Source organism: Rhodoferax sp. AJA081-3 (assembly GCF_017798165.1).
Classification (GTDB): domain Bacteria; phylum Pseudomonadota; class Gammaproteobacteria; order Burkholderiales; family Burkholderiaceae_C; genus Allorhodoferax.
In genome coordinates this window covers 5026096-5045681 of the sequence record NZ_CP059068.1, presented here as the reverse complement: position 1 = coordinate 5045681, position 19586 = coordinate 5026096, and the positions used below count along the sequence as shown (strand labels likewise).

13 protein-coding genes are annotated in these 19586 nt (G+C 61.3%); 8 read left to right on the top strand and 5 right to left on the bottom strand.

The genetic code is table 11. The features are described 5' to 3' along the window. Nucleotides 1-8 precede the first annotated feature (8 nt). The 3 genes from HZ993_RS23595 to HZ993_RS23585 all read right to left on the bottom strand — a co-directional run bounded on the left by HZ993_RS23595 (nt 9) and on the right by HZ993_RS23585 (nt 6044). Nucleotides 9-2990: a TonB-dependent receptor gene (locus HZ993_RS23595; RefSeq protein ID WP_245213751.1), complete on the bottom strand. Its 2982-nt coding sequence runs from the start codon at nt 2988-2990 to the stop codon at nt 9-11. A gap of 172 nt (nt 2991-3162) precedes the next feature. Further along, nucleotides 3163-4242 carry a LacI family DNA-binding transcriptional regulator gene (locus HZ993_RS23590; RefSeq protein ID WP_209395122.1) on the bottom strand — a complete coding sequence of 360 codons (1080 nt, stop codon included), beginning with the start codon at nt 4240-4242 and terminating at the stop codon, nt 3163-3165. A gap of 209 nt (nt 4243-4451) precedes the next feature. Continuing rightward, nucleotides 4452-6044 (bottom strand): gamma-glutamyltransferase family protein, encoded by a 1593-nt coding sequence (locus HZ993_RS23585; protein WP_209395121.1) that lies wholly within the window; start codon nt 6042-6044, stop codon nt 4452-4454. Between the two features lie 74 nt (nt 6045-6118). Here HZ993_RS23585 and HZ993_RS23580 point away from each other — a divergent pair, with 74 nt between their 5' ends. The 8 genes from HZ993_RS23580 (at nt 6119) to HZ993_RS23545 (ending at nt 15040) form a co-directional block, all read left to right on the top strand. Beyond that, a complete protein-coding gene (locus tag HZ993_RS23580; RefSeq protein ID WP_209398718.1) occupies nt 6119-7117 on the top strand; it encodes a tripartite tricarboxylate transporter substrate binding protein in 999 nt (332 codons plus the stop codon). A gap of 122 nt (nt 7118-7239) precedes the next feature. Continuing rightward, a complete protein-coding gene (locus tag HZ993_RS23575) occupies nt 7240-7989 on the top strand; it encodes a helix-turn-helix domain-containing protein (RefSeq protein ID WP_209395120.1) in 750 nt (249 codons plus the stop codon). Nucleotides 7990-8261: 272 nt separating this feature from the next. Next, nucleotides 8262-9527, top strand: coding sequence for an ABC transporter substrate-binding protein (locus tag HZ993_RS23570; RefSeq protein WP_371816952.1), 1266 nt, complete (start codon nt 8262-8264; stop codon nt 9525-9527). Nucleotides 9528-9613: 86 nt separating this feature from the next. Further along, nucleotides 9614-10798, top strand: coding sequence for a carbohydrate porin (locus tag HZ993_RS23565; protein WP_209395119.1), 1185 nt, complete (start codon nt 9614-9616; stop codon nt 10796-10798). 77 nt (nt 10799-10875) lie between these two features. After that, nucleotides 10876-11757, top strand: coding sequence for a carbohydrate ABC transporter permease (locus HZ993_RS23560; protein WP_209395118.1), 882 nt, complete (start codon nt 10876-10878; stop codon nt 11755-11757). A 4-nt stretch (nt 11758-11761) separates the two neighbouring features. Further along, nucleotides 11762-12607, top strand: a complete 846-nt coding sequence (locus HZ993_RS23555) for a carbohydrate ABC transporter permease (RefSeq protein WP_209395117.1) — start codon at nt 11762-11764, stop codon at nt 12605-12607. A gap of 41 nt (nt 12608-12648) precedes the next feature. After that, a complete protein-coding gene (locus HZ993_RS23550; RefSeq protein ID WP_209395116.1) occupies nt 12649-13716 on the top strand; it encodes an ABC transporter ATP-binding protein in 1068 nt (355 codons plus the stop codon). 40 nt (nt 13717-13756) lie between these two features. Continuing rightward, nucleotides 13757-15040: an ABC transporter substrate-binding protein gene (locus tag HZ993_RS23545; RefSeq protein ID WP_209395115.1), complete on the top strand. Its 1284-nt coding sequence runs from the start codon at nt 13757-13759 to the stop codon at nt 15038-15040. Nucleotides 15041-15205: 165 nt separating this feature from the next. Here the strand turns inward: HZ993_RS23545 and HZ993_RS23540 are convergent, their stop codons facing one another. Then, complete coding sequence (locus HZ993_RS23540; RefSeq protein ID WP_209395114.1) at nt 15206-16063, bottom strand: DUF3800 domain-containing protein; 858 nt, start codon at nt 16061-16063, stop codon at nt 15206-15208. A 118-nt stretch (nt 16064-16181) separates the two neighbouring features. Beyond that, nucleotides 16182-19577: a FecR domain-containing protein gene (locus tag HZ993_RS23535; RefSeq protein WP_209395113.1), complete on the bottom strand. Its 3396-nt coding sequence runs from the start codon at nt 19575-19577 to the stop codon at nt 16182-16184. Nucleotides 19578-19586: the final 9 nt, after the last annotated feature.

The following is a 19586-nucleotide window of genomic DNA, read 5'->3' as shown; positions in this document are numbered from 1 at the left end:
TGGCACGGTCACAGCTTGTAACGCAGTCCAAACATATAACGCGGCCCGGTTTGGGTCACATAGTTCACCTGGGACTGCGAACGTCCGTGCAGGCGCTGGATGCCGTCGTTCAGATTGATGGCCTCGAACTGCAGTGACAAGTTTTTGTTCCACTTGTAGGAGACATTCATGTCCAGCTGCCCATAGGCTTCGGTGTACAGCGGATTGGCCCCAGACCCATCATTGAGTCCCGACAGAAACTCACCGCGCCAGTTGTAGGCAGCACGCACCGACCATTTGTCGTTCTCGTAGAAACCCACCAAGTTGGCAGAGTCGCTGACACCCAGCAGCGCAAACTGCTCAGTCGTCTGGCTGTTGTCAAACTTCAGGCCCGATCCCACCTTGGTGTAGTTGCTGGAGACGCCAAACCCGCTGTTGCCAAACATGTGCTGCACATTCAGCTCCCAGCCGGTCAAGGTGTCGGACTTCTGATTGGAAGGTGTATTGATCAGGAAGGTCGCAATCGGATCGCCTGCCTGGCCTGCAATCGTTCCGGTCTGGTTGCCATTGGCATCGTCTGGCCCGCGCACCACGCCCTGCTGACCATTCTTGTTCTTGAAGATGTAGTTGCGGATGCAGGTGATGTCCGTAGCGCCGCAGCCCTTTGCAACTGCCTCGTTCCAGAACAGGCCATTGGCTGGTGTGCGCAAATTGAACGGAGTGGCCGTGACCTGCGCATTGCCGATGTAGTTCTCGATGGCCTTGCGGAAGTAGCCGATGGAAGCGAAGCTGCCTTTGGCGTAGTACCACTCCAGAGACAGGTCGATGTTCTTCGACTTCAGTGGCTTCAGGTCCGGATTGCCCTGGCCACCTGTTCCGCCATAAACACGGGCCAAGCCATCCAGCGTCTGCCCACCCTGGATGTCACCCCAACCAGGACGGCCGATGGTTTCACCATAACTGGCGCGGAACTTGAGGTCCTTGGACAGGTCCACGTCATAGTCCAGGCTGGGCAGCAGGTAGCTGTAGCTGCCCTCCAGCGTGGTAAAGCCTGGCGCACCGAACTGTACGGTGTATTCGTTGTTGCTGCCCCAGACGATGCCGGTTGCCGTGGGCACCAGGGCGGAGGACACAACATCCGTTTTTTCGTACCGCACACCAATAGCGGATCGCATGGGCAGCGCCGTATCCCAGTCCTTGTTGTACTGGATGTAGCCGCTCATCGATTTCTCGGTAACACGACGGTCCGTCGTGAACTCGGTTGGCGCCTGGTACCAGTCGGGGCGACCGGACTGCGCAATAGCCTGCTGGCGCAAAGCGGTGAAATCTCCAAACAGTATCTGGTTGAACAGGGCCGGGTTGTCACTGCCGCTGATCTTGGAGAAATACTGGCGCAAGGTATCCCGGCGCCACGAGCCGTCGGCGTAGTTGGCCGGTGCACCCTGCCCGCCCCACGACCCGTTGTCCACGTTGGCATAGGCCGAGCGGTTGTCGACGCGGGTGCTGGAGAGGCCAAAGTTCAGGCCAGAATCTTCGTCAATCTTGAAAGCGCCCTTGACCTGCGTCTGGTCCACCTTGGAGAGCATGTAACTGTTGCGGAACGAGGAGCCCGTGACCATCATTTTGGATGGGTCCACATCACCACCCGAGATGCTGATGACCGGAAAATCCCGGCTGAAATCGATGGTGTTACCCGTGCGGGTGAACTGCGCACCGCCCAGCACTGCGCTGGACCCGTAAGGGCTGTCTGCGCCCGATTCGGCCGACGAGCGGTGGGTGTCGAACTCCAGCTTCAGGCGGTCCGAGACTTTCCACTCCACATTCACGCCGGTCGACTTGTTTTCGTTTTTGGTCGCGAACTCGGCCGCACCCATGGCGATATCGCCGGCGTTGGCATAGGTCTCGGTGTAGATCAGCGGCCCAGCTACGGGGCCTGGGGTCCAGGTAGCCCTGGTCACGTCACCGCCAAAGTTCTGCCACACACCCAGGTCGTTGCGTTTGCTTTGAACCTTGTTGCGGGAATAGGTGTAGTCCACTGTGGCTTTGACGTCGGTAACGGGTACAAACTGCAGCGTCAGCTGGCCGTTGTCACGTTGGCGCTGCACACCGGTCATGGAGTAGTTGGGGTTCTGCGGCGTGGAATACAAATTGACGTCAGAGCCAGGCCGGTTGGCGTTGGAGACCGAACCCCAGTCGTTGCTGCCCGCGTTGATCGCCCGCCAGCCGTTGGGCACGCCTGCCTGGTTGTAACCCAGGCTACGCTCCTGGTGACTGGCGCTGATGGCGATACCGAACTTGCCATCCGCAAATGTGTCGCTGTAGATGCCCGAAATCTCGGGCGTGAGATTCTTGCCCTGCAGGTGGCTGGGCAGGTTGCTGTTGGACGTGTCCAGCACCTCCTTGAAACCAATGCTGGCAACCGAAGGACTGCCCAGGGGCCGTGCCGTCTTGATGTTGATCGTGGCGCCAATGCCACCCGCTGGTGTGCTGGAACGGCTGGTCTTGTAGACCTCAATGCCCGAGATGGATTCAGACGCCAGGTTCGCAAAATCGAATGCGCGGGAGTTGGAGGCTGCCGTATCCAGCAAGGTGGAGGCTGGCATCTGGCGGCCATTGAGCAGCACCATGTTGAAGTCGGGGCCCACACCACGCACCGTCACCTTGGAGCCCTCACCGATCGAGCGGTCGATGGACACACCGCTGATGCGCTGCAGGGATTCCGCCAGATTGGTATCCGGAAACTTGCCAATCTCTTCGGCGTTGATGCCGTCCACCACACCCTGGCCGTCGCGCTTGAGGTCCATCGCCGAACTCAGGCTGGCACGAATGCCGGTCACGGTCACGGCCTGCAGTGCGCCCGAATCGGTCGCTGCCTGCGGCGCTACTGTGGCCTGTTGGGCATAGGCGCCGCCAGACTCGGCCACGAGCAATGCGCAGGCCGCAGCAAGCGTTCCCAGGCGGAACAGAGGACGCCCATTGCGCATGCGCAGCGGCGAGGGTGATTTATTCATTCAATGTCTCCAGATTTTTATGGATGAAGCGAGCGGATACGGTCAACAGCTAAATCGTCAGCCCCTTCCGTATTTTTACTTTTGGGACCGATCTTTGAAAGCGCTTTCATGATCGTTGAAATCGCTTTCAAGTGTCAACTTGGGGCTAACCCTATATCTGCGCCGCGTCGCTCTAAAGAACGGGATGTGTGTTGCTTTTGCCTGACAGGCGTGCGGCGGATTCCCGCGCGATCAGCCTGGGCAGCGGAACGGTGGCAGTGGGTCGAGTACCGGCCAGCAACTGCAGCATGGCCTGTGCCGACAGCCGCCCCTGCTCGTAAGACGATTGGTGGATCGTGCTCAGTGGTGGCACGGCATAGGGGGATGTGGGCAGGTCATCAAAGCCCACGATGGAGACGTCTTGCGGAACCCGCACGCCTTTGCGGTGCAGCCCCAGCACGGCGCCAGACGCCATCTGGTCATTGGCCGCAAAGATGGCCGTGAACGACTGCCCGCCTGCCATCAAGTGCTCCACGGCGCGCAGGCCGCTGCCCTCGTTGTAGTCCCCTTCGACCACCAGCGCCGGGTCGAACGGTATGCCAGCCTTGTCCAAGGCGGCACGGTATCCGCGCATACGCTCGTTCGAATCAGGGTGCTCCGGGTCGCCGGTGATCAGCGCAATGCGGCGGTGCCCCAGCTCGATCAGATGCTCGGTGGCCATTTGCCCCCCCGCGAAGTTGTCGAAATCCAGCGAGAACAGGCCGGGCCCTTTCAGGGTGCGGCCCGTGACCACAACCGGCAGGTGCTTGGCGCAGGCCTTCAGGGCCTGGTCTGACAAACGACCGGTCAGCACGATGATGCCGTCCACCCGGCGTGAGCGCAGCACATCGATACAGCGTGCCTCAGTTGCCGCGTCCCAGTGTGCGCTGACAAACAACGGGTTGTAGCCCGCCGGGTTCAGCTCTTCCTCAATGCCGCGCAACGAGGTGCCGTAGAACGGGCTGTCAATGGTTTGCGTGATGACACCTATGCTGTAGGTGCGTCCACCGGCCAGGCCACGGGCCACCGGGTTGGGCACATAACCCAGCTTGGCAATGGCGTCCTTGACGGCCTCTTGTTTAACCTCACTGACAACGGCCGTGCCGTTGAGGATGCGAGAGATGGTGCTGGCGGACACGCCTGCCAACTGCGCCACCATTTCGATGGTGACCGGGCCTGTGGGGCGAGTGGTTGTGGTCTTGGCGCTGCTCTTGGGCGGTGTTGGTTTGCTCATCAGACAAGTTTAGTGCCAACGGCAGAAACCGCTTTCACAAAAATAAACTTGCCCCTGCCTACTGTGGGCTAGGTTGTGGATAACAGTGTTCACAAGCCCGCAAAGCCGCGCCCGGCTTGGCTTTGCAGACCGTGCCTTGTTTTTAGGCAGTGCTGCAATGCATGGATGTTCGACGATGCAAGTGTGTTAAGGGGAAATCCTTGCGCGCATCAATAGGCCACCGCCTGCCCATCCTTGCGCGGGTCCGAACCGGCGATGTAGCTGTCGCCATTTTTCAGGATGAGCTGCGCACCGCCAAACGCAAACACGCCGTTACCGCCCTCCACCTGCACGGCATGGCCGCGCTGCGCCAGCGCTTGCACAACATCGCGGTCAAAGGCCGGCTCCACCACCACACCACGCCCGCCTGTGACACGCCAGCGTGGTGCATCTGCCGCGGCCTGCGGGTTCTGGCCGTAACGCAACACACGCAGGGCCATTTGCAAATGGCCTTGTGACTGCATGGGGCCTCCCATCACACCAAAGGCCATCTGCGGTGTGCCGTCGGCATGCATCGCAAAGGCGGGGATGATGGTGTGGGACGGGCGTTTGCCCGGACCGACTTCATTGGCGTGGCCCGGCTCCAGCGAGAACCCGTTGCCCCGGTTCTGCAGGCTGATGCCAGTGCCCGGCACCACCACGCCCGAGCCAAAACCCATGTAGTTGGACTGGATGAAAGAGACCATCATGCCCCCGGCATCTGCCGCGGCCACATACACCGTGCCACCCGGCTTGGGTGCGCCGTAACCGGGGTCACCCGCCTGCTGCAAATCAATCATGCGCGCCCGCTCGGCAAGGTAGCCAGGGTCCAGCAAGGCACCGGGCGCCACACGCATGGCGGCAGGGTCGGCGTTGTAGTGGTGCAGGTCGGCCAGCGCCAGCTTCATGGCCTCAATGGCGCAGTGCACGGTATCCACATGGTCCACTGGCTGCTGGCCAATCCCTAGGGCCTCCAGCATGCCCATGGCCATCAGTGCGGCAATGCCCTGGCCGTTGGGCGGTATCTCGTGCACCACAGAACCGGCAAAGGGCTGGGCCAGCGTGCCACACCAGTCGACGCTGTGGCTGGCCAGGTCTTCCTCCGTCATCACGCCGCCACACGCGCTGGCATGTGTGGCCATGGCCTGCGCCAGCGGCCCGCGGTAAAAGGCCTCGCCGTGGGTGTCGGCAATCGCCTCCAGCGTGCGCGCATGGGCTTCGCTGCGGAACATCTCACTGGCGCGGGGTGCGCGTCCGTGGGGCATAAAACATTCGGCAAAGCCGGGTTGATCGCCCAGCCGAGCTGCGCCCAGCGCCCACAGGCGGGCAATGGTGGGTGACACCGGAAAACCGTGGCGCGCATAGGCAATGGCGGGTGCGGCCAGATCGGCAAAGGGCAGCCGACCAAAGCGACGCGACAGGGTGGACCAGGCCGATACGGCGCCGGGCACCGTTACCGTGTCCCAGCCCTTGTCCGGCATGGCGGTGTGGCCCTTGAACCGATCTGCGTTCCACGCCACGGGTGCGCGGCCCGAGGCGTTAAGCCCATGCAGCGCCTTGCCGTCCCACACGATGGCAAAGGCATCACTGCCCAGGCCACAGCCCGTGGGCTCCACCACGGTCAATGCCATGGCCGCGGCCAGAGCGGCGTCCACCGCGTTGCCACCGGCCTGCAGCATGCGCAGACCAGCCTGGGCGGCCAGGGGTTGAGAGGTGCTGACCACGTTGCGTCCCATGACGGCAGAGCGGGCAGATGCGTAGGGGTTGTTCCAGTCGAGGTTCATGGTCCGATGATCACACAGGTCCGGTCGTTATGATGAACCACAAACTTACAACACAGGAGACAGCCGTGGCCCCCATGCGTTTTAACCGAAGGATTGTTGTTGCTGCCAGCGCGGCGGCCCTTTGCGCCCTCACCGGTCTTGGCGCCCATGCGCAGGGCGCCTGGCCCAACAAGCCAGTGCGCATCGTTGTACCCTTTGCCCCCGGCGGCACCACCGATATTCTGGCCCGCGCCGTGGCACCCGAGTTGTCCCGGGTGTTCGGTCAGCAGTTTGTCGTGGAAAACAAGGCCGGTGCCGGCGGCAACCTGGGAGCGGAGGCCGTGGCCAAGTCCGCGCCCGATGGCTACACCCTGCTGATGGGCACCGTGGGCACCCACGGCATCAACCGCGCGCTGTACCCCAAGCTGGCCTACGACCCCATCAAGGACTTTGCGCCGGTGACTCTGGTTGCCAGCGTGCCCAATGTGATGGTGGTCAATGCCGAGCTGGCCAAGGCCAACAACATCAACACGGTGCAGGACTTTGTCAAACTGGCCAAATCCCGCCCGGGCAAGCTCAACATGGCGTCCAGCGGCAACGGCACCTCCATCCACCTGGCTGGCGAGTTGTTCAAGAGCCAGACCGGTACCTTCATGACCCACATTCCCTACCGCGGCTCAGGCCCTGCATTGCTGGACCTGGTCGGTGGCCAGGTCGATGTGATGTTTGACAACCTGCCTTCCGCCATGCAGCTCATCAAGGGCGGCAAGATCAAGGCGCTGGCACTGACCAGCAGCACCCGTTCAGCCGCCCTGCCCGATGCCCCCACCATTGAAGAAGCGGCCGGGCTGAAGGGTTTTGAGGCCACCAGCTGGTTTGGCCTGCTGGCCCCGGCCGGCACGCCGCCCGACGTTGTGAACCGCATCCAGCAGGAAGTGACGCGTGCGCTGGCCAGCCCCGCAATCAACGAAAAAATGGTGGCCCAGGGTGCCATACCCAGTGGCAACACGCCGGCACAGTTTGCCGCGCTGATCGACAGCGAACACAAGAAGTGGGCGCAGGTGGTCAAGGTGTCGGGCGCGCGGGTGGATTAACCACGTGCGTTGGCGCACGGAGCAAATACCCCCTTGCCCCCTACAGTGGCTGTCAGCAAGTCTGGCCATCCCACCCCGGTCTGTTCAGTGTGGGCATGGGCTTGCGACCAAGGGGAAATCGCATGAACGTCACGCTAGACCAACCGCGCCGCGCCGCGGCATTGCCTATCCCAGCGCTGCAACAAGCGTTGTGGCGCGAGTACCCGGATCTTGTGCTGCGGCCCACCGTTGCGGCACCCTGCTCCGCCGGGTCGGATACGGCCCGCCTGGTCAGCCTGATGGTGGGCCGTCGCAAGGTGCGGCAGGGTGAAGCGCTGTACCGCGAACGTGACCCCTTTCGATACCTGTATGCGGTGCAAAGCGGGTCGTTCAAATCAACGCTGGCACTGGCCAATGGCTGTGAGCAGGTGAACAACTTTCACATGGCCGGCGAGCTGCTGGGCCTGGACGGTGTGGCCGAAAGCTGCCACGCCAGCAGCGCCACAGCGCTGGAAGACTCCGAAATCTCCACCCTCTCCTACACCCACCTCAGCGAACTCTGTGCCATGACCGCCGACATACAGGCCTGCGTGATGCGCCTGATCAGCCGTGAAATCGTGCGTGGCAATGGCCAGGTGCTGCTGCTGGGCAGCCTGAACTCGGCCCAACGCCTGGCTGCCTTTTTGCTGAACCAGTCTCAGCGGCTCAGTGCGCGGGGTTACTCTGCCGTGGAGTTCCACCTGAAGATGACGCGCGGAGAAATTGGCAGTTACCTGGGCATGACACTGGAGACGGTCAGTCGCACCTTTACCGAACTGCAACAGCAACGCCTGCTCGCGGTAGAGCGGCGCCACATCGTCATCACCAGCCTGGATGGCCTGGCACGGGTCTAGCGTTACACACTATCGTTTTGATAGCAATACAGTAATATTACACGGGGGCTACAGCCCTATTTTGCTTATAGCTCCTCCGCCAGCTGCGGCTATCGGCACAATGCAGAGCACGGGATCTCTCCCGCTACTGTGGCTTTTTTGCGCCCCTAGGGTTAGCCCTATGTGCCAATATTAAATATTAATTAACAATTAATTAATTCAAGAACAACGGTGTTCTCTGAATTTAAACCCGCTCGTGGCCTAGACGCCAGATGAGCACACAAGGAGACGACATGTTGAAAGTTTCACGTATGCGCCTGACGGGCCTGACGCTGGCCGTGTTGGCCATGGCGGCTGGCACCGCGGTGCAAGCCGGTGAAGTGGAAGTGCTGCACTACTGGACCTCGGGTGGCGAAGCCAAATCGGTGGCCGAACTGAAGAAGATCATGCAGGCCAAGGGCCATGTGTGGAAAGATTTTGCGGTGGCTGGTGGTGGTGGTGACAACGCAGCCACATTGCTCAAGAGCCGTGTGGTATCGGGCAACCCCCCTTCTGCTGGCCAGATCAAGGGCCCCGCCATTCAAGAGTGGGCATCTGAGGGCGTGCTGGCCAATCTGGACAGCGTGGCCAAGGCTGAGAAGTGGGACAGCCTTCTGCCCAAGGTCGTCGCTGATGTCATGAAGTACAAGGGCAACTTTGTCGCCGTGCCAGTCAACGTGCACCGCGTGAACTGGATCTGGGCCAACCCCGAAGTGCTGAAGAAGGCTGGCGTAGCTGGCATGCCAAAAACCTATGACGAGTTCTTTGCCGCTGCCGACAAGATCAAAAAGGCTGGCTTCATCGCCGTGGCCCACGGTGGGCAGAACTGGCAAGACTTCACCACGTTCGAGTCCGTCGCTTTGGGCGTGGGCGGCGTCAAGTTCTACCACGATGCCATGGTCAGCCTGGACGCAAAAGCCATCAGCAGCGACACCATGACCAAGACGCTGGAAGCCTTCCGCAAGATCAAGGGGTACACAGATCCCGCATCACCGGGACGCGACTGGAATTTGGCCACATCGTTGGTCATGAAGGGCGAAGCCGCATTCCAGTTCATGGGTGACTGGGCCAAGGGCGAATTCATGGCCGCAGGCAAGGTGCCGGGCAAAGACTTTTTGTGCGCTGCTGCACCCGGCACGGCCAACGCCTTCACCTTCAACGTGGATTCGTTTGCGATGTTCAAGCTAAAAGCTGCCGATGCACAAAAGGCCCAGGGCGACCTCGCTGCCGCCATCATGGGACCCGAGTTCCAGGAAGTTTTCAACCTGAACAAGGGCTCCATCCCCGTGCGTTTGAGCATGAAGCTGGACAAGTTTGACGACTGCGCCAAGCTCTCCAGCAAAGACTTTGTGGACACCGCCAAGAGCGGCGGCCTGCAACCCTCCATTGCCCATGGCATGGCCGTAAAGCCAGCCGCCGAAGGTGCGATCAAGGACGTGGTCAGCCAGTTCTGGAACGACGACAAGATCTCGGTCGCCGAGGCGCAAAAGCGCCTGGTAGCCGCAGCCGCTACCAAGTAAGACAACCCACCCGGCAGACAACTCTGAGAGACGGCGCAGGCCGTCTCCTGGGAATGCCTTTATCCAAAATTTAACAACCACCCATCATGAAACATACTTTTTCCATCAGCGCCATCGCAATGGCCGCAGCTCTTTGCGCCAGCAGCGTACAAGCGGACGACGGCACGTTTGAATTCCACGGTTACTCCCGTGGCGGCCCGGTGTTCAGCACCTCGGACGGCGTCAAGGGCCGCTTCCAGCTCGGCGGCGACATGCAAGGCTACCGCCTGGGCAATGAAGGCGACAACGGCATCGAGATCGACCTGATCAAGACCTTCAAGACAGCCGGCGCCAACTACAAGGTGCAGTACATGCCCGCCAAGTGGAACAGCGGCAATGTGGGCACCGAACAGGCTTTTGTCGAAGTCAGCGGCCTGAGCTTTGCACCCGAGGCCAAATTCTGGGTTGGCCAGCGCCGCCTGCGTCTGCAGGACATCCACATCCTGGACTACATCCTGCTGAACTACGGTGACAACCAGGGCGCCGGCGTGACCGACATCCCGATTGGCGGTGCCAAGCTGGGCCTGGGCCTGTTCACTGCCGACAAGTTCGACCAGGCATCGGTCAAGGGAGTGGAAGCCACACGTTTTAATGCCGACATCTCCGACATTGCCACCAACCCCGGCGGCAAGCTGCGCGTGCTGATGACCGCCGTCAACGGCTCGGGCCTGGCCCACACCAGCAATGGCGCCGGCATCTCCCTGGTGCACAACCAGTCCGACTTTCTGGTCAAGGGTTTGAACAATGCCTTGTTCCTGCAAACGTCCAACGGCCACGCCCGCATCGACGGCGAGTTTGAAGGCATTGACGGCGTATCGGCAGGCAAGACATCCACACGTATTGCCGATTCGTTGAGCTGGCAAATGGGTGCCTTCGGTGGCCAAACCGTGTTGTCCTACCAGACCAACAAGGACGACAAGACCGGCGTGGAAACCAAGGACACCTCCATCGGCGGCCGTATCTCCTACGCGTTCTCCAAGAACTTCAAGCTGCTGGTGGATGCTGCAACCACCACCCGCTCTGGCAACGGCCCGGACCAGCGTCTGGACAAACTGACGATTGCACCCACGCTGTCGGTCGGACCTGACTTCTACAGCCGCCCGGAATTGCGTTTGTATGTAACCATGTCCAACTGGAACGATGCCGCAGGGGCGGCCAATGCCAGCAGCTTCGGTGCCGGTGGCAAGACGTCGCGCACGGTAGCGGGCGTGCAGTACGAGATCTGGTGGTAAATCTAGAACTGATTTAGGTTTTCTCGGGGGTTAGGCGTTTATACGGCGGTCTCGCGACCGCCGTTTTTTTGATTGCTATGAAAAACACTTTTGAAGCCTGGTTACCCCGCATTGTGGTGGCACCGGCATTCGTTTTAGGCTTTGCCTTCATCTACGGACTGATGGTCTGGAATGGCGTGTTGTCGGTTACCGCATCACGCATGCTGCCCAACTACGAAGAGTTCGTGGGCCTGGAGCAATACATCAAGTTATGGGAGTCCGACCGCTGGTGGGTCGCGCTCAAGAATTTAGGCATTTTCAGCACGCTGTATGTTGGTGGCTCCATCGCCATTGGCCTGCTGTTGGCCGTGCTACTGGACCAAAAGGTGCGCGCAGAAGGCGCCATCCGCACGATTTACCTGTACCCCATGGCGCTGTCTTTCATTGTGACGGGCACCGCATGGAAGTGGATGCTGAACCCCAGTTTGGGTTTGGAAAAGTTGATGCATGACCTGGGCTGGGCCAGCTTTACCTTCGACTGGCTGGTACGCGGCGACACTGCTATTTACTGCGTGGTGATTGCAGGTATCTGGCAGTCCGCCGGTTTTGCCATGGCCCTGTTTTTGGCTGGCCTGCGTGGCATAGACGACGCCATCATCAAAGCCGCACAGCTGGACGGTGCATCCCTGCCCCGCATCTACTGGCGCATCATTTTGCCGGTGCTGCGGCCAGTAGTCTTCTCCACCATCATGGTGCTGTCGCACCTGTCCATCAAGAGTTATGACCTGGTCATGGCACTCACCGCTGGTGGGCCGGGCTACGCCACCGACGTGCCTGCCACCTTTATGTATGTGATGAGCTTTACCCGTGGCCAGATTGGCCTGGGCGCGGCCAGCGCCACGATGATGCTGGCGGCTGTGGCGGCCATTGTGGTGCCGTATTTGTATTCGGAGTTGCGGAGCAAACCTCATGAACACTAGGAACATGTCCCTATCTCGCGTGGCGGTGTATGCCGTGCTGCTGGTGGCTGCCTTCTTCTTCCTGGCGCCTCTTTACGTCATGGTGGCCACATCGTTGAAGGATGCCGAACAGATCCGCAATGGCAACTTGCTGAGCCTGCCAAATTCGATCAACTTCTCCGCGTGGAGCCTGGCGTGGTCGGGCGCCTGCACGGGTACCGACTGCCGTGGCCTGCAACCATTCTTCATCAACTCGGTGATGATGGCAGTGCCTGCCGTGCTGATATCCACCGCCTGGGGCGCGCTGAATGGTTATGTGCTGAGCCTGTGGCGGTTCAAAGGCAGCGACGCCTTGTTTGGCTTCATGCTGTTTGGCGTCTTCATGCCTTTCCAGGTGGTGCTACTGCCCATGAGCCAGGTATTGGGTTGGCTGGGCATCTCCAGTTCGGTCGGCGGTCTGATCCTGGTGCACTGCCTGGCGGGCCTGGCCAGCACCACGCTGTTCTTTCGCAACTACTACACGGCTATTCCCAAAGAGCTGGTCAATGCAGCGCGTATGGACGGTGCGGGTTTCTGGACCATCTTCTGGCGCCTGATTGTGCCCATGTCGACACCCATCGTCATGGTCACGCTGATCTGGCAGTTCACCGCCATCTGGAACGACTTCTTGTTTGGCGTGGCCTTCAGCGGTGCAGACAGCAAACCCATCACCGTGGGCCTGAACAACATGGCCAACACCACCAGCAGCGTCAAAAGTTACAACGTGGACATGGCCGCCGCCCTGATTGCCGGCCTGCCCACCATGCTGGTCTACATCCTGGCCGGTCAGTACTTCGTCAAAGGACTCACAGCTGGTGCTGTGAAGGGCTAACCGTGCAGCAGTCTCAACCCATTTCATCGCATCAAACCAACATGGCAGCTTCTCTTCAAATTTCGGGCGTTCGCAAAGCCTTTGGCAAAGGCAACAAGGCAGTGGAGGTGCTGCAACGCATTGACATCGACGTTCAACCCGGCGAGTTTTTGATACTGGTCGGACCCAGCGGCTGTGGCAAGTCCACCCTGCTCAACATCATTGCCGGGCTGGAAGAACCCACCGAAGGCGAGGTGCGCATTGCAGGTAAAGACGTCGTCGGCGTACCCCCGGCCCAGCGCGACATTGCCATGGTGTTCCAAAGCTACGCGCTGTACCCCACCATGAGCGTGTACGACAACATTGGCTTCGCACTGGAGATGCGCAAAGTGCCCAAGGCCGAGCGCGACCAGCGCATCCGCCAGGTAGCTGCCATGCTGCAGATCGAGCCCCTGCTGGACCGCCGCCCGGCGCAGCTCTCCGGTGGCCAGCGCCAGCGCGTCGCCATGGGCCGCGCATTGGCGCGCCAGCCGCAAATCTTCTTGTTCGACGAACCCTTGAGCAACCTGGACGCCAAACTGCGGGTCGAGATGCGCGCTGAGATCAAACGCCTGCACCAGTTGAGCGGCATCACCAGTGTGTACGTGACCCACGACCAGATTGAGGCCATGACGTTGGGCTCGCGCATCGCGGTCATGAAAGGCGGCGTGCTACAGCAACTGGGCACCCCGGATGAAATCTACAACCGACCGGCCAACACCTACGTGGCCAGCTTCATTGGCTCTCCCACCATGAACCTGGTGCCCGGGCACAACATCACAACACAGGGCGTGGATGGTTTCCAGATCGCCTATACCCAGTTGCCAATCACTGCTCCCAAGAATGGAGAGGTCTTGATGGGCGTGCGGCCCGAGCACATTGCCCTGGATGACGCAGCGCCCTGGCGCGGTGAAGTCAGCGTGGTGGAGCCTACCGGCGCGGATACCTATGTGGTGGTGAAGACCGGCGTGGGTGATGTGACGGTGCGGGTGTCGGCACAGGCCAAGGTGAAGGCCGGTGACAGCGTGGGCTTGGCTGTAGCAGCAGACCATGTGAACTGGTTTGATACCAACACCAGCGTGCGTATTTGAGCGCGTTTGCAGGACAAATCGGTTGTGTCAGGCATAGGCAATGACAGACAAAACTCTGCCACGCCATAGTGGCCGTTGCCTGCGCTACGCCCTGCTGAGTCTGGCGGCGTTGACAAGCACAGTCGGCCATGCAGGCGAGGTGGAGGTCTTGCACTACTGGACCTCTGGCGGCGAGGCCAAATCGCTGGCCGAGCTCAAGGGCATGATGACCAACCGCGGGCACAGCTGGAAAGACTTTACGGTGACCGGTGGCGGAGGTCAAAACGCCATGGCCGTGCTCAAACAGCGCGTGCTGGGCGGCTCTGCACCGGCCGCTGCCCTGATCAAGGGGCCGACCATACAGGAGTGGGCGGAGCTGAACGTGCTGACCAATCTGGACGCCATGGCTGCGTTTGAGAAATGGGACGAACTGTTACCCAAGGTCATTGCCGACCAGATGAAACACAAAGGCCGTTATGTGGCCGTACCGGTGAACGTACACCGCGTCAACTGGTTATGGGCTAACTCTGCCGTATTACGCAAGGCGGGTGTCACCACGCTGCCATCCACCTACGAAGAGTTTTTTGCGGCGGCCGATAAAATCAAGACCGCCGGTTATATAGCCGTCGCCCACGGTGGCCAGGATTGGCAGGACTTTACGGTCTTCGAGTCTGTGGTGCTGGGCGTGGGCGGCGCGGGCTTCTATAACAGCGCGCTGGTCCAGTTGGACAAGCGCGCATTGGCGAGCGAAACCATGCGCCAGTCGCTGGATGTGTTTCGCCGTATCAAATCCTATGTAGACGACAAGGCCAGCGGGCGCGACTGGAATGTGGCAACCGACATGGTCATCAAAGGCAAGGCCGGTTTCCAGTTCATGGGGGATTGGGCCAAGGGCGAGTTTCTGGCAGCCGGACAACAACCCGGTGTGGACTTCAGTTGTTCTGCCGCACCGGGCACCGACAAGACCTACACCTTCAACGTGGACTCCTTCGCCATGTTCCAGCTCAAGGCTTGGGAGGCGCAAAAGGCCCAGGGCTATCTGGCCTACCTGCTGATGGGCCAGGACTTTCAGGAGAAATTCAACCTGCGCAAAGGCTCCATCCCGGCACGCCTGCACATGGACATGGAAAAGTTCGATGCCTGCGCCAAGGCGTCCAGCAAAGACTTCGTCGCAGCGTCCAAGGCCGCGACCCTGGTGCCATCGGTTGCCCATGGCATGGCAGTTTCAACTGCAGCACAGGGCGCTTTGCGCGCGGTCGTCAGCGAGTTTTGGAACAACGACCAGACTACTGTGAGCGATACCATGGCCAAACTGGTATTGGCCACCGGAACCAGGCCGCGATAGATCAGGATACGCTTGCGAGCGCGTAATAGTCCATGGCATCCGCCATGTCATAGAAACCTTCAACGACATCCTTTGGGCAATGCCCCTTTGGTTTACCAAGCCCCTGCATCAAGCGCGTACTCAACCGGGGCGGCGCAATCTCCTAGAGAATTCGGAGTGGCTGCGTCAGTCGGCAGGTTTCTCATTTAAGTTGATCGGACCAAACAGAGTGTAGAGTGAACTGTGGGTGGGTGGACGCCAATTCTGCAACCACTGCATCGCAGGCTTGATGATCGGGACCACGCTGTTCCACAGCTTGACGGCAGGCTCGTCATAGTGGTGAAAGTCCACCCTCAGCCCCATGAGGTTCTGGAAGTCCTTCCGCTTGCCCTTGCCTTCTTTGATACGTCGGTTATGCGTGTACCAATGCCAGGCAAGGAGATCGGCAGCCTGCAATCCCACGTCCTCAGTCTTCGTCGCGTGACGATGCTTTCCATAGCGGAACACCTGCAGCGATTCGTCACTCAAAAGGGCGTGTGCGGTTTCCTCTGCGGCTTGAGACTGCCCGTCAGCACCAGCTTCATACACGTACTCGACCTCGCCATGGAAGCCGATCGCGTCTGCCCAATTCCTCACACCGAAGAGAACCTGTCCGCACAGGAACGTGTAGGGGGTACTCCACAGTGCGGGACGCCCGATTGTCGGAAAGACCATCTTGTTGATCGAAAGCGCGATGCCTTTCGCACCATACTTCTTGATGATCTCAATGGCTTCGATCTGAGCTGCGGTTCTCTCTTCGAGCGTCAAGTGCTTAAATACGCCAGTGCCGTGCATGCACTCGACAGCATGAAAGAACGGTAGACCGAACTTCTCCAGCATCGCCCTCCACTCAGCCTCGAAGGGCGCGACGTTCTCACTAAGGAAGATGTACCCGGCCACGACGAGGTCCGGTGACTTCTCGTCGGTGCCGCTTTCATCGAAATACGCGTATGCCTGTGCCATCAGCAGAGTATCCCTTGCGCGGTAGAAATCTTGCGGTGACATCCCTCTTTTCGGAATCGCCTGAATTGCAAGACAAACGTTCCAACCTGAAAAACGCTACATATTCAGTAGCGAATAGTGCATATTCCACGCGGGCTAGCCGCTCATTTCGCCGTCAACATCAATCCCGATACCGCACGAGCGCCCACAGCGTAGGCTTGTCCTCACTGCGCAGCCCCGTCTGCACCGTGCCCGTAAAACTCCAGCGCCGGTCGGATGATTCCCAGCCATGGGCCAGCGCCAGGCTCCAGCCGGGTGGGCTCTGCACGGTGTTGGCCTCGTCGGTGTAACGCTCGCCACGCCAGGTTGCCCGCAGCAGCGTGAAGCTACGTGCCGCGTGTCGCCAGGTGGTCTGGGCCAGGGCCACATCGCGGGCAAAGCCGGGCAGCAGGTTACCGACATAACCCGCACCAGTGTTGCGCGAATCGGTGTAGACGTAGCTGCCCAGCACGCTCCAGTGCGACCCCAGCAGGTGGTTGACGGACACAGTGGCCTGCGCCAAGTCGCCCTGGCCGAAAATCGGTGTTAACTCATAGGTGTTGAGTGTGGTTTGCGCATTGAGCACCACGGGTGCAATGGTGGCCACGTTGTCGAATAGGGCTCCCGTGTCCTGCGCAAACAGCCGCCCATTGGACGCTACCAGGTTGCTGATGCGCTGGCCCGACAGGCTGGCGCCCATAAAGGTGGTCGCACCCAGCTCCCAATCCAGTTGTATCGCGTGTTTGCGTGCGTAGCTACCCGACAACTGGTATTGGTTGTCCACCGCGATGGCACCGGTGGCCACGGGTGCCAGCGTGTGGGTGCCGGGCGCGCGCAGGCTTTCCTGGTAGGCCCAATGCAAGGCGCGGCCTGGTCCAAAGCTCAAGCTGGCGCCGAGCCGTGGCAGTAGCTTGCGACTGTGTTCTGCGCCCTCCTCATTGGGGATGAGCAGGTCTTGGCCGGTGATGGAATCGGTATACCGGTCACCTTTTTGCGCGTTGAATCGTGGCCAATAGGTTTCGACCATCCAGCTCAAGGCGCCGCTGCGCCATTCGCCAGCCACCCAGGGCATGTCGTAACGCTCGGTGTTAGTGAAGGGTGAGGAGACGTCCCGGTCCGAGATGGCGCTGCCAGAGTCGCGGTCCACGCGTTCCCAGCCAGCGCTCACACGGTGAGCGCCCCACAACACGGTATGGCGCAGGAACAGGCCTTTGTCGTCGCCCTGGTAGCTGTAGTCCTGCGGACCCCAACGTGCATCGTCGAGCACCAGGCCCGTGGTCTGCCGCCCGCTGTGCCCCTTGATCCAGGTCTGGCTGTCGGCCGACCAGCGCCACGATGCGCCGGCATCGGTACGGCGTGTGCGGCTATGCGCATCACTGGAAAAGGTGATGCCGTTGCCAAAGTTCAACCCATCCGGAAAGCGGTAGCGCAGCGTGGTGTCGCCATGCAGCAGAAAGAGCGACAGGCTGTCGTTGGGCTTGGCGCCGAGTGCCACATCCATGCCGGGCGATGACAGCCGGTATTGCGACGATGGTGGCCCCTCGCGTGGCCACATCTCCACATCGTTGGCACGTACCAGCCAGGCCACGGGCACGCTGCCCGCCGAAAAGCCGCGGTACCCTACATCAGCCGTGGCGTTGTTGCGCAGCGGGTTGCGCTCGGCGCTCAGACCAGCCGACCATTCGCTACCAGTGGACAGCAGCAGTGGTGCGCGTTTGTCACTGGCACCAAACACCGTGGGGTCGGTCAGGTAGCCCTGGAACAGCTCGGAGCGGCGGCTGAAGTCGCTCTCGTAGCGGTCGGCCAGAAAGAAGTGGCTACCCGCCCACAGCGGGTAGTAGGACGCATTGGCATAGGCCCGCGCCCAATTTTCCATGCCGAAATCACCCAGCGCCTTGCCCAGGTTGGCCGAGCCCTGGCTGTCCGACGCCAGTGGGTTCAGCGACTTGAGGTAAGGCAGCCGCACCAGCGCCTCACGCGCCGCGGCAATGGCCTGTGTGGGGTCGCCGCTGTCGTTGCGCAGCATGGCCTCGATCTGCCAGGGAAGTGGGTCGTTGGGGTCGGCCAGGCGTGCCCGGTCCAGAGAATCCAGCGCGGCGGCACGCTCGCCCAACGTGAATTCGGCCACAGCCAGCCACACTTGGGCGCGGGCGTAGCGCGGCTCGATGACCAGGGCTTTGAGCAGTTGCGTGCGTGCGGTTTGCGCATCGCCCTGCTTCAGGGCCAGCAGGCCTGCACCGGCCAGGCTCACATAGTCATCACCGGCGCGGGCCAGCGCGGCGTCAAAGCCGGTGCGCGCCTCGGCCAGTTGCAGGGCTTCGGTGGCGGCCGTGGCCTGCTCGCCGCGGTAGCTGGGGTTGTCGGGTGCCAAGGCCACGGCCTGCTCCAGCGCAGCACGGGCAGCACGCAGATCGCCCTGCTCTTGCAGCGCGCGGCCCAGTGCCCACTGCGCGGCGGCGCGTTGTGCATCAGCCTGAGCGCGCGCCAACGCTTCGCGGTACAGGGCCTGCGCGGCGTCACCCTGCCCTTGCAAACGATGCCAATCGCCATCGGCCAGCAGCAGTTCGACCGCCGTGGGCGATGCTGCGCGCGTGGTGTTGAGCCAGGTACGTGCCTCTAAGTTGTGGTCCAGCGCCAGCAGCAGATCGGCCCGGCGCGCGGCTGTGCGCGGGTCTTGTGTGCGCTGCCAGGCGCTGGCCAAGCGGGTCTGGGCGGGTTCGAGCTGCCCGTCAAAGACTTCCAGGTCGGCCAGTACCAGGTCCACCACCGCGCCACCTTCGCCGTTGGCCGACATCGCCAGCAGGCGAGTGCGTGCTGCCGGCCATTGCCCGGCGCGCAGGTCTGCACGCACGGCGGCCAGCGGTGCGGCGATGTCGGCCTGTTGAAACTCGGCCCAGCGCGTGGCATCAACCGGGTAGGCGGCCACCCACTGCACACGTTCGCGCGGGCTCACCAGCAGGCGCTTGGTGGGTGCCTTGCCCGGCTCCGCGTAGCCTTGCTCAGCCGGGCCGAGTTGCACGCTGCCATACGCGTTGGAAAGGTCTACCGATCCCGACAACACGGTGAGCGTGGTGCGCCCGGCGGCGTCCACCTCCACATCCCAATCCGTGCCCCGCACCACGGCCAGCGCGGCCGGGGTTTGCAGTTGCAGGGCTGCGGGTGATTTCTTGGTGCGCGCCCATAGGCGCCCGGCCGACAGTTCCAACAGCGTGCGCGCGGGCTGCGACTCACACAGGCGCAATTGCGCGTTGGCCGACATGCGGATCTGCGTGCGGTCTGCCAGCAGCAGTGCGGCCGACGACAGCGCCAGTGTGCGCATATCGGCGCCTGCGCCCAGTTGCTGCGCCAGTGCGGCGGGCGACCACGGATCCACGCCGGGCGCGCGGGTTTGGCCCTGTCCGGCCAGTGCCACGATCTGCGCTGCGGCGGCGTCTGGCGCCGGTGGTGTGCCCGTGCATTGCGCCCAAGCTGGGGGAACACTGAGTGCTCCGAGCGCAATACACAGCGGGGTCATGCAGAAGAGGCGGTGTGAAGACATGGGAAGGCC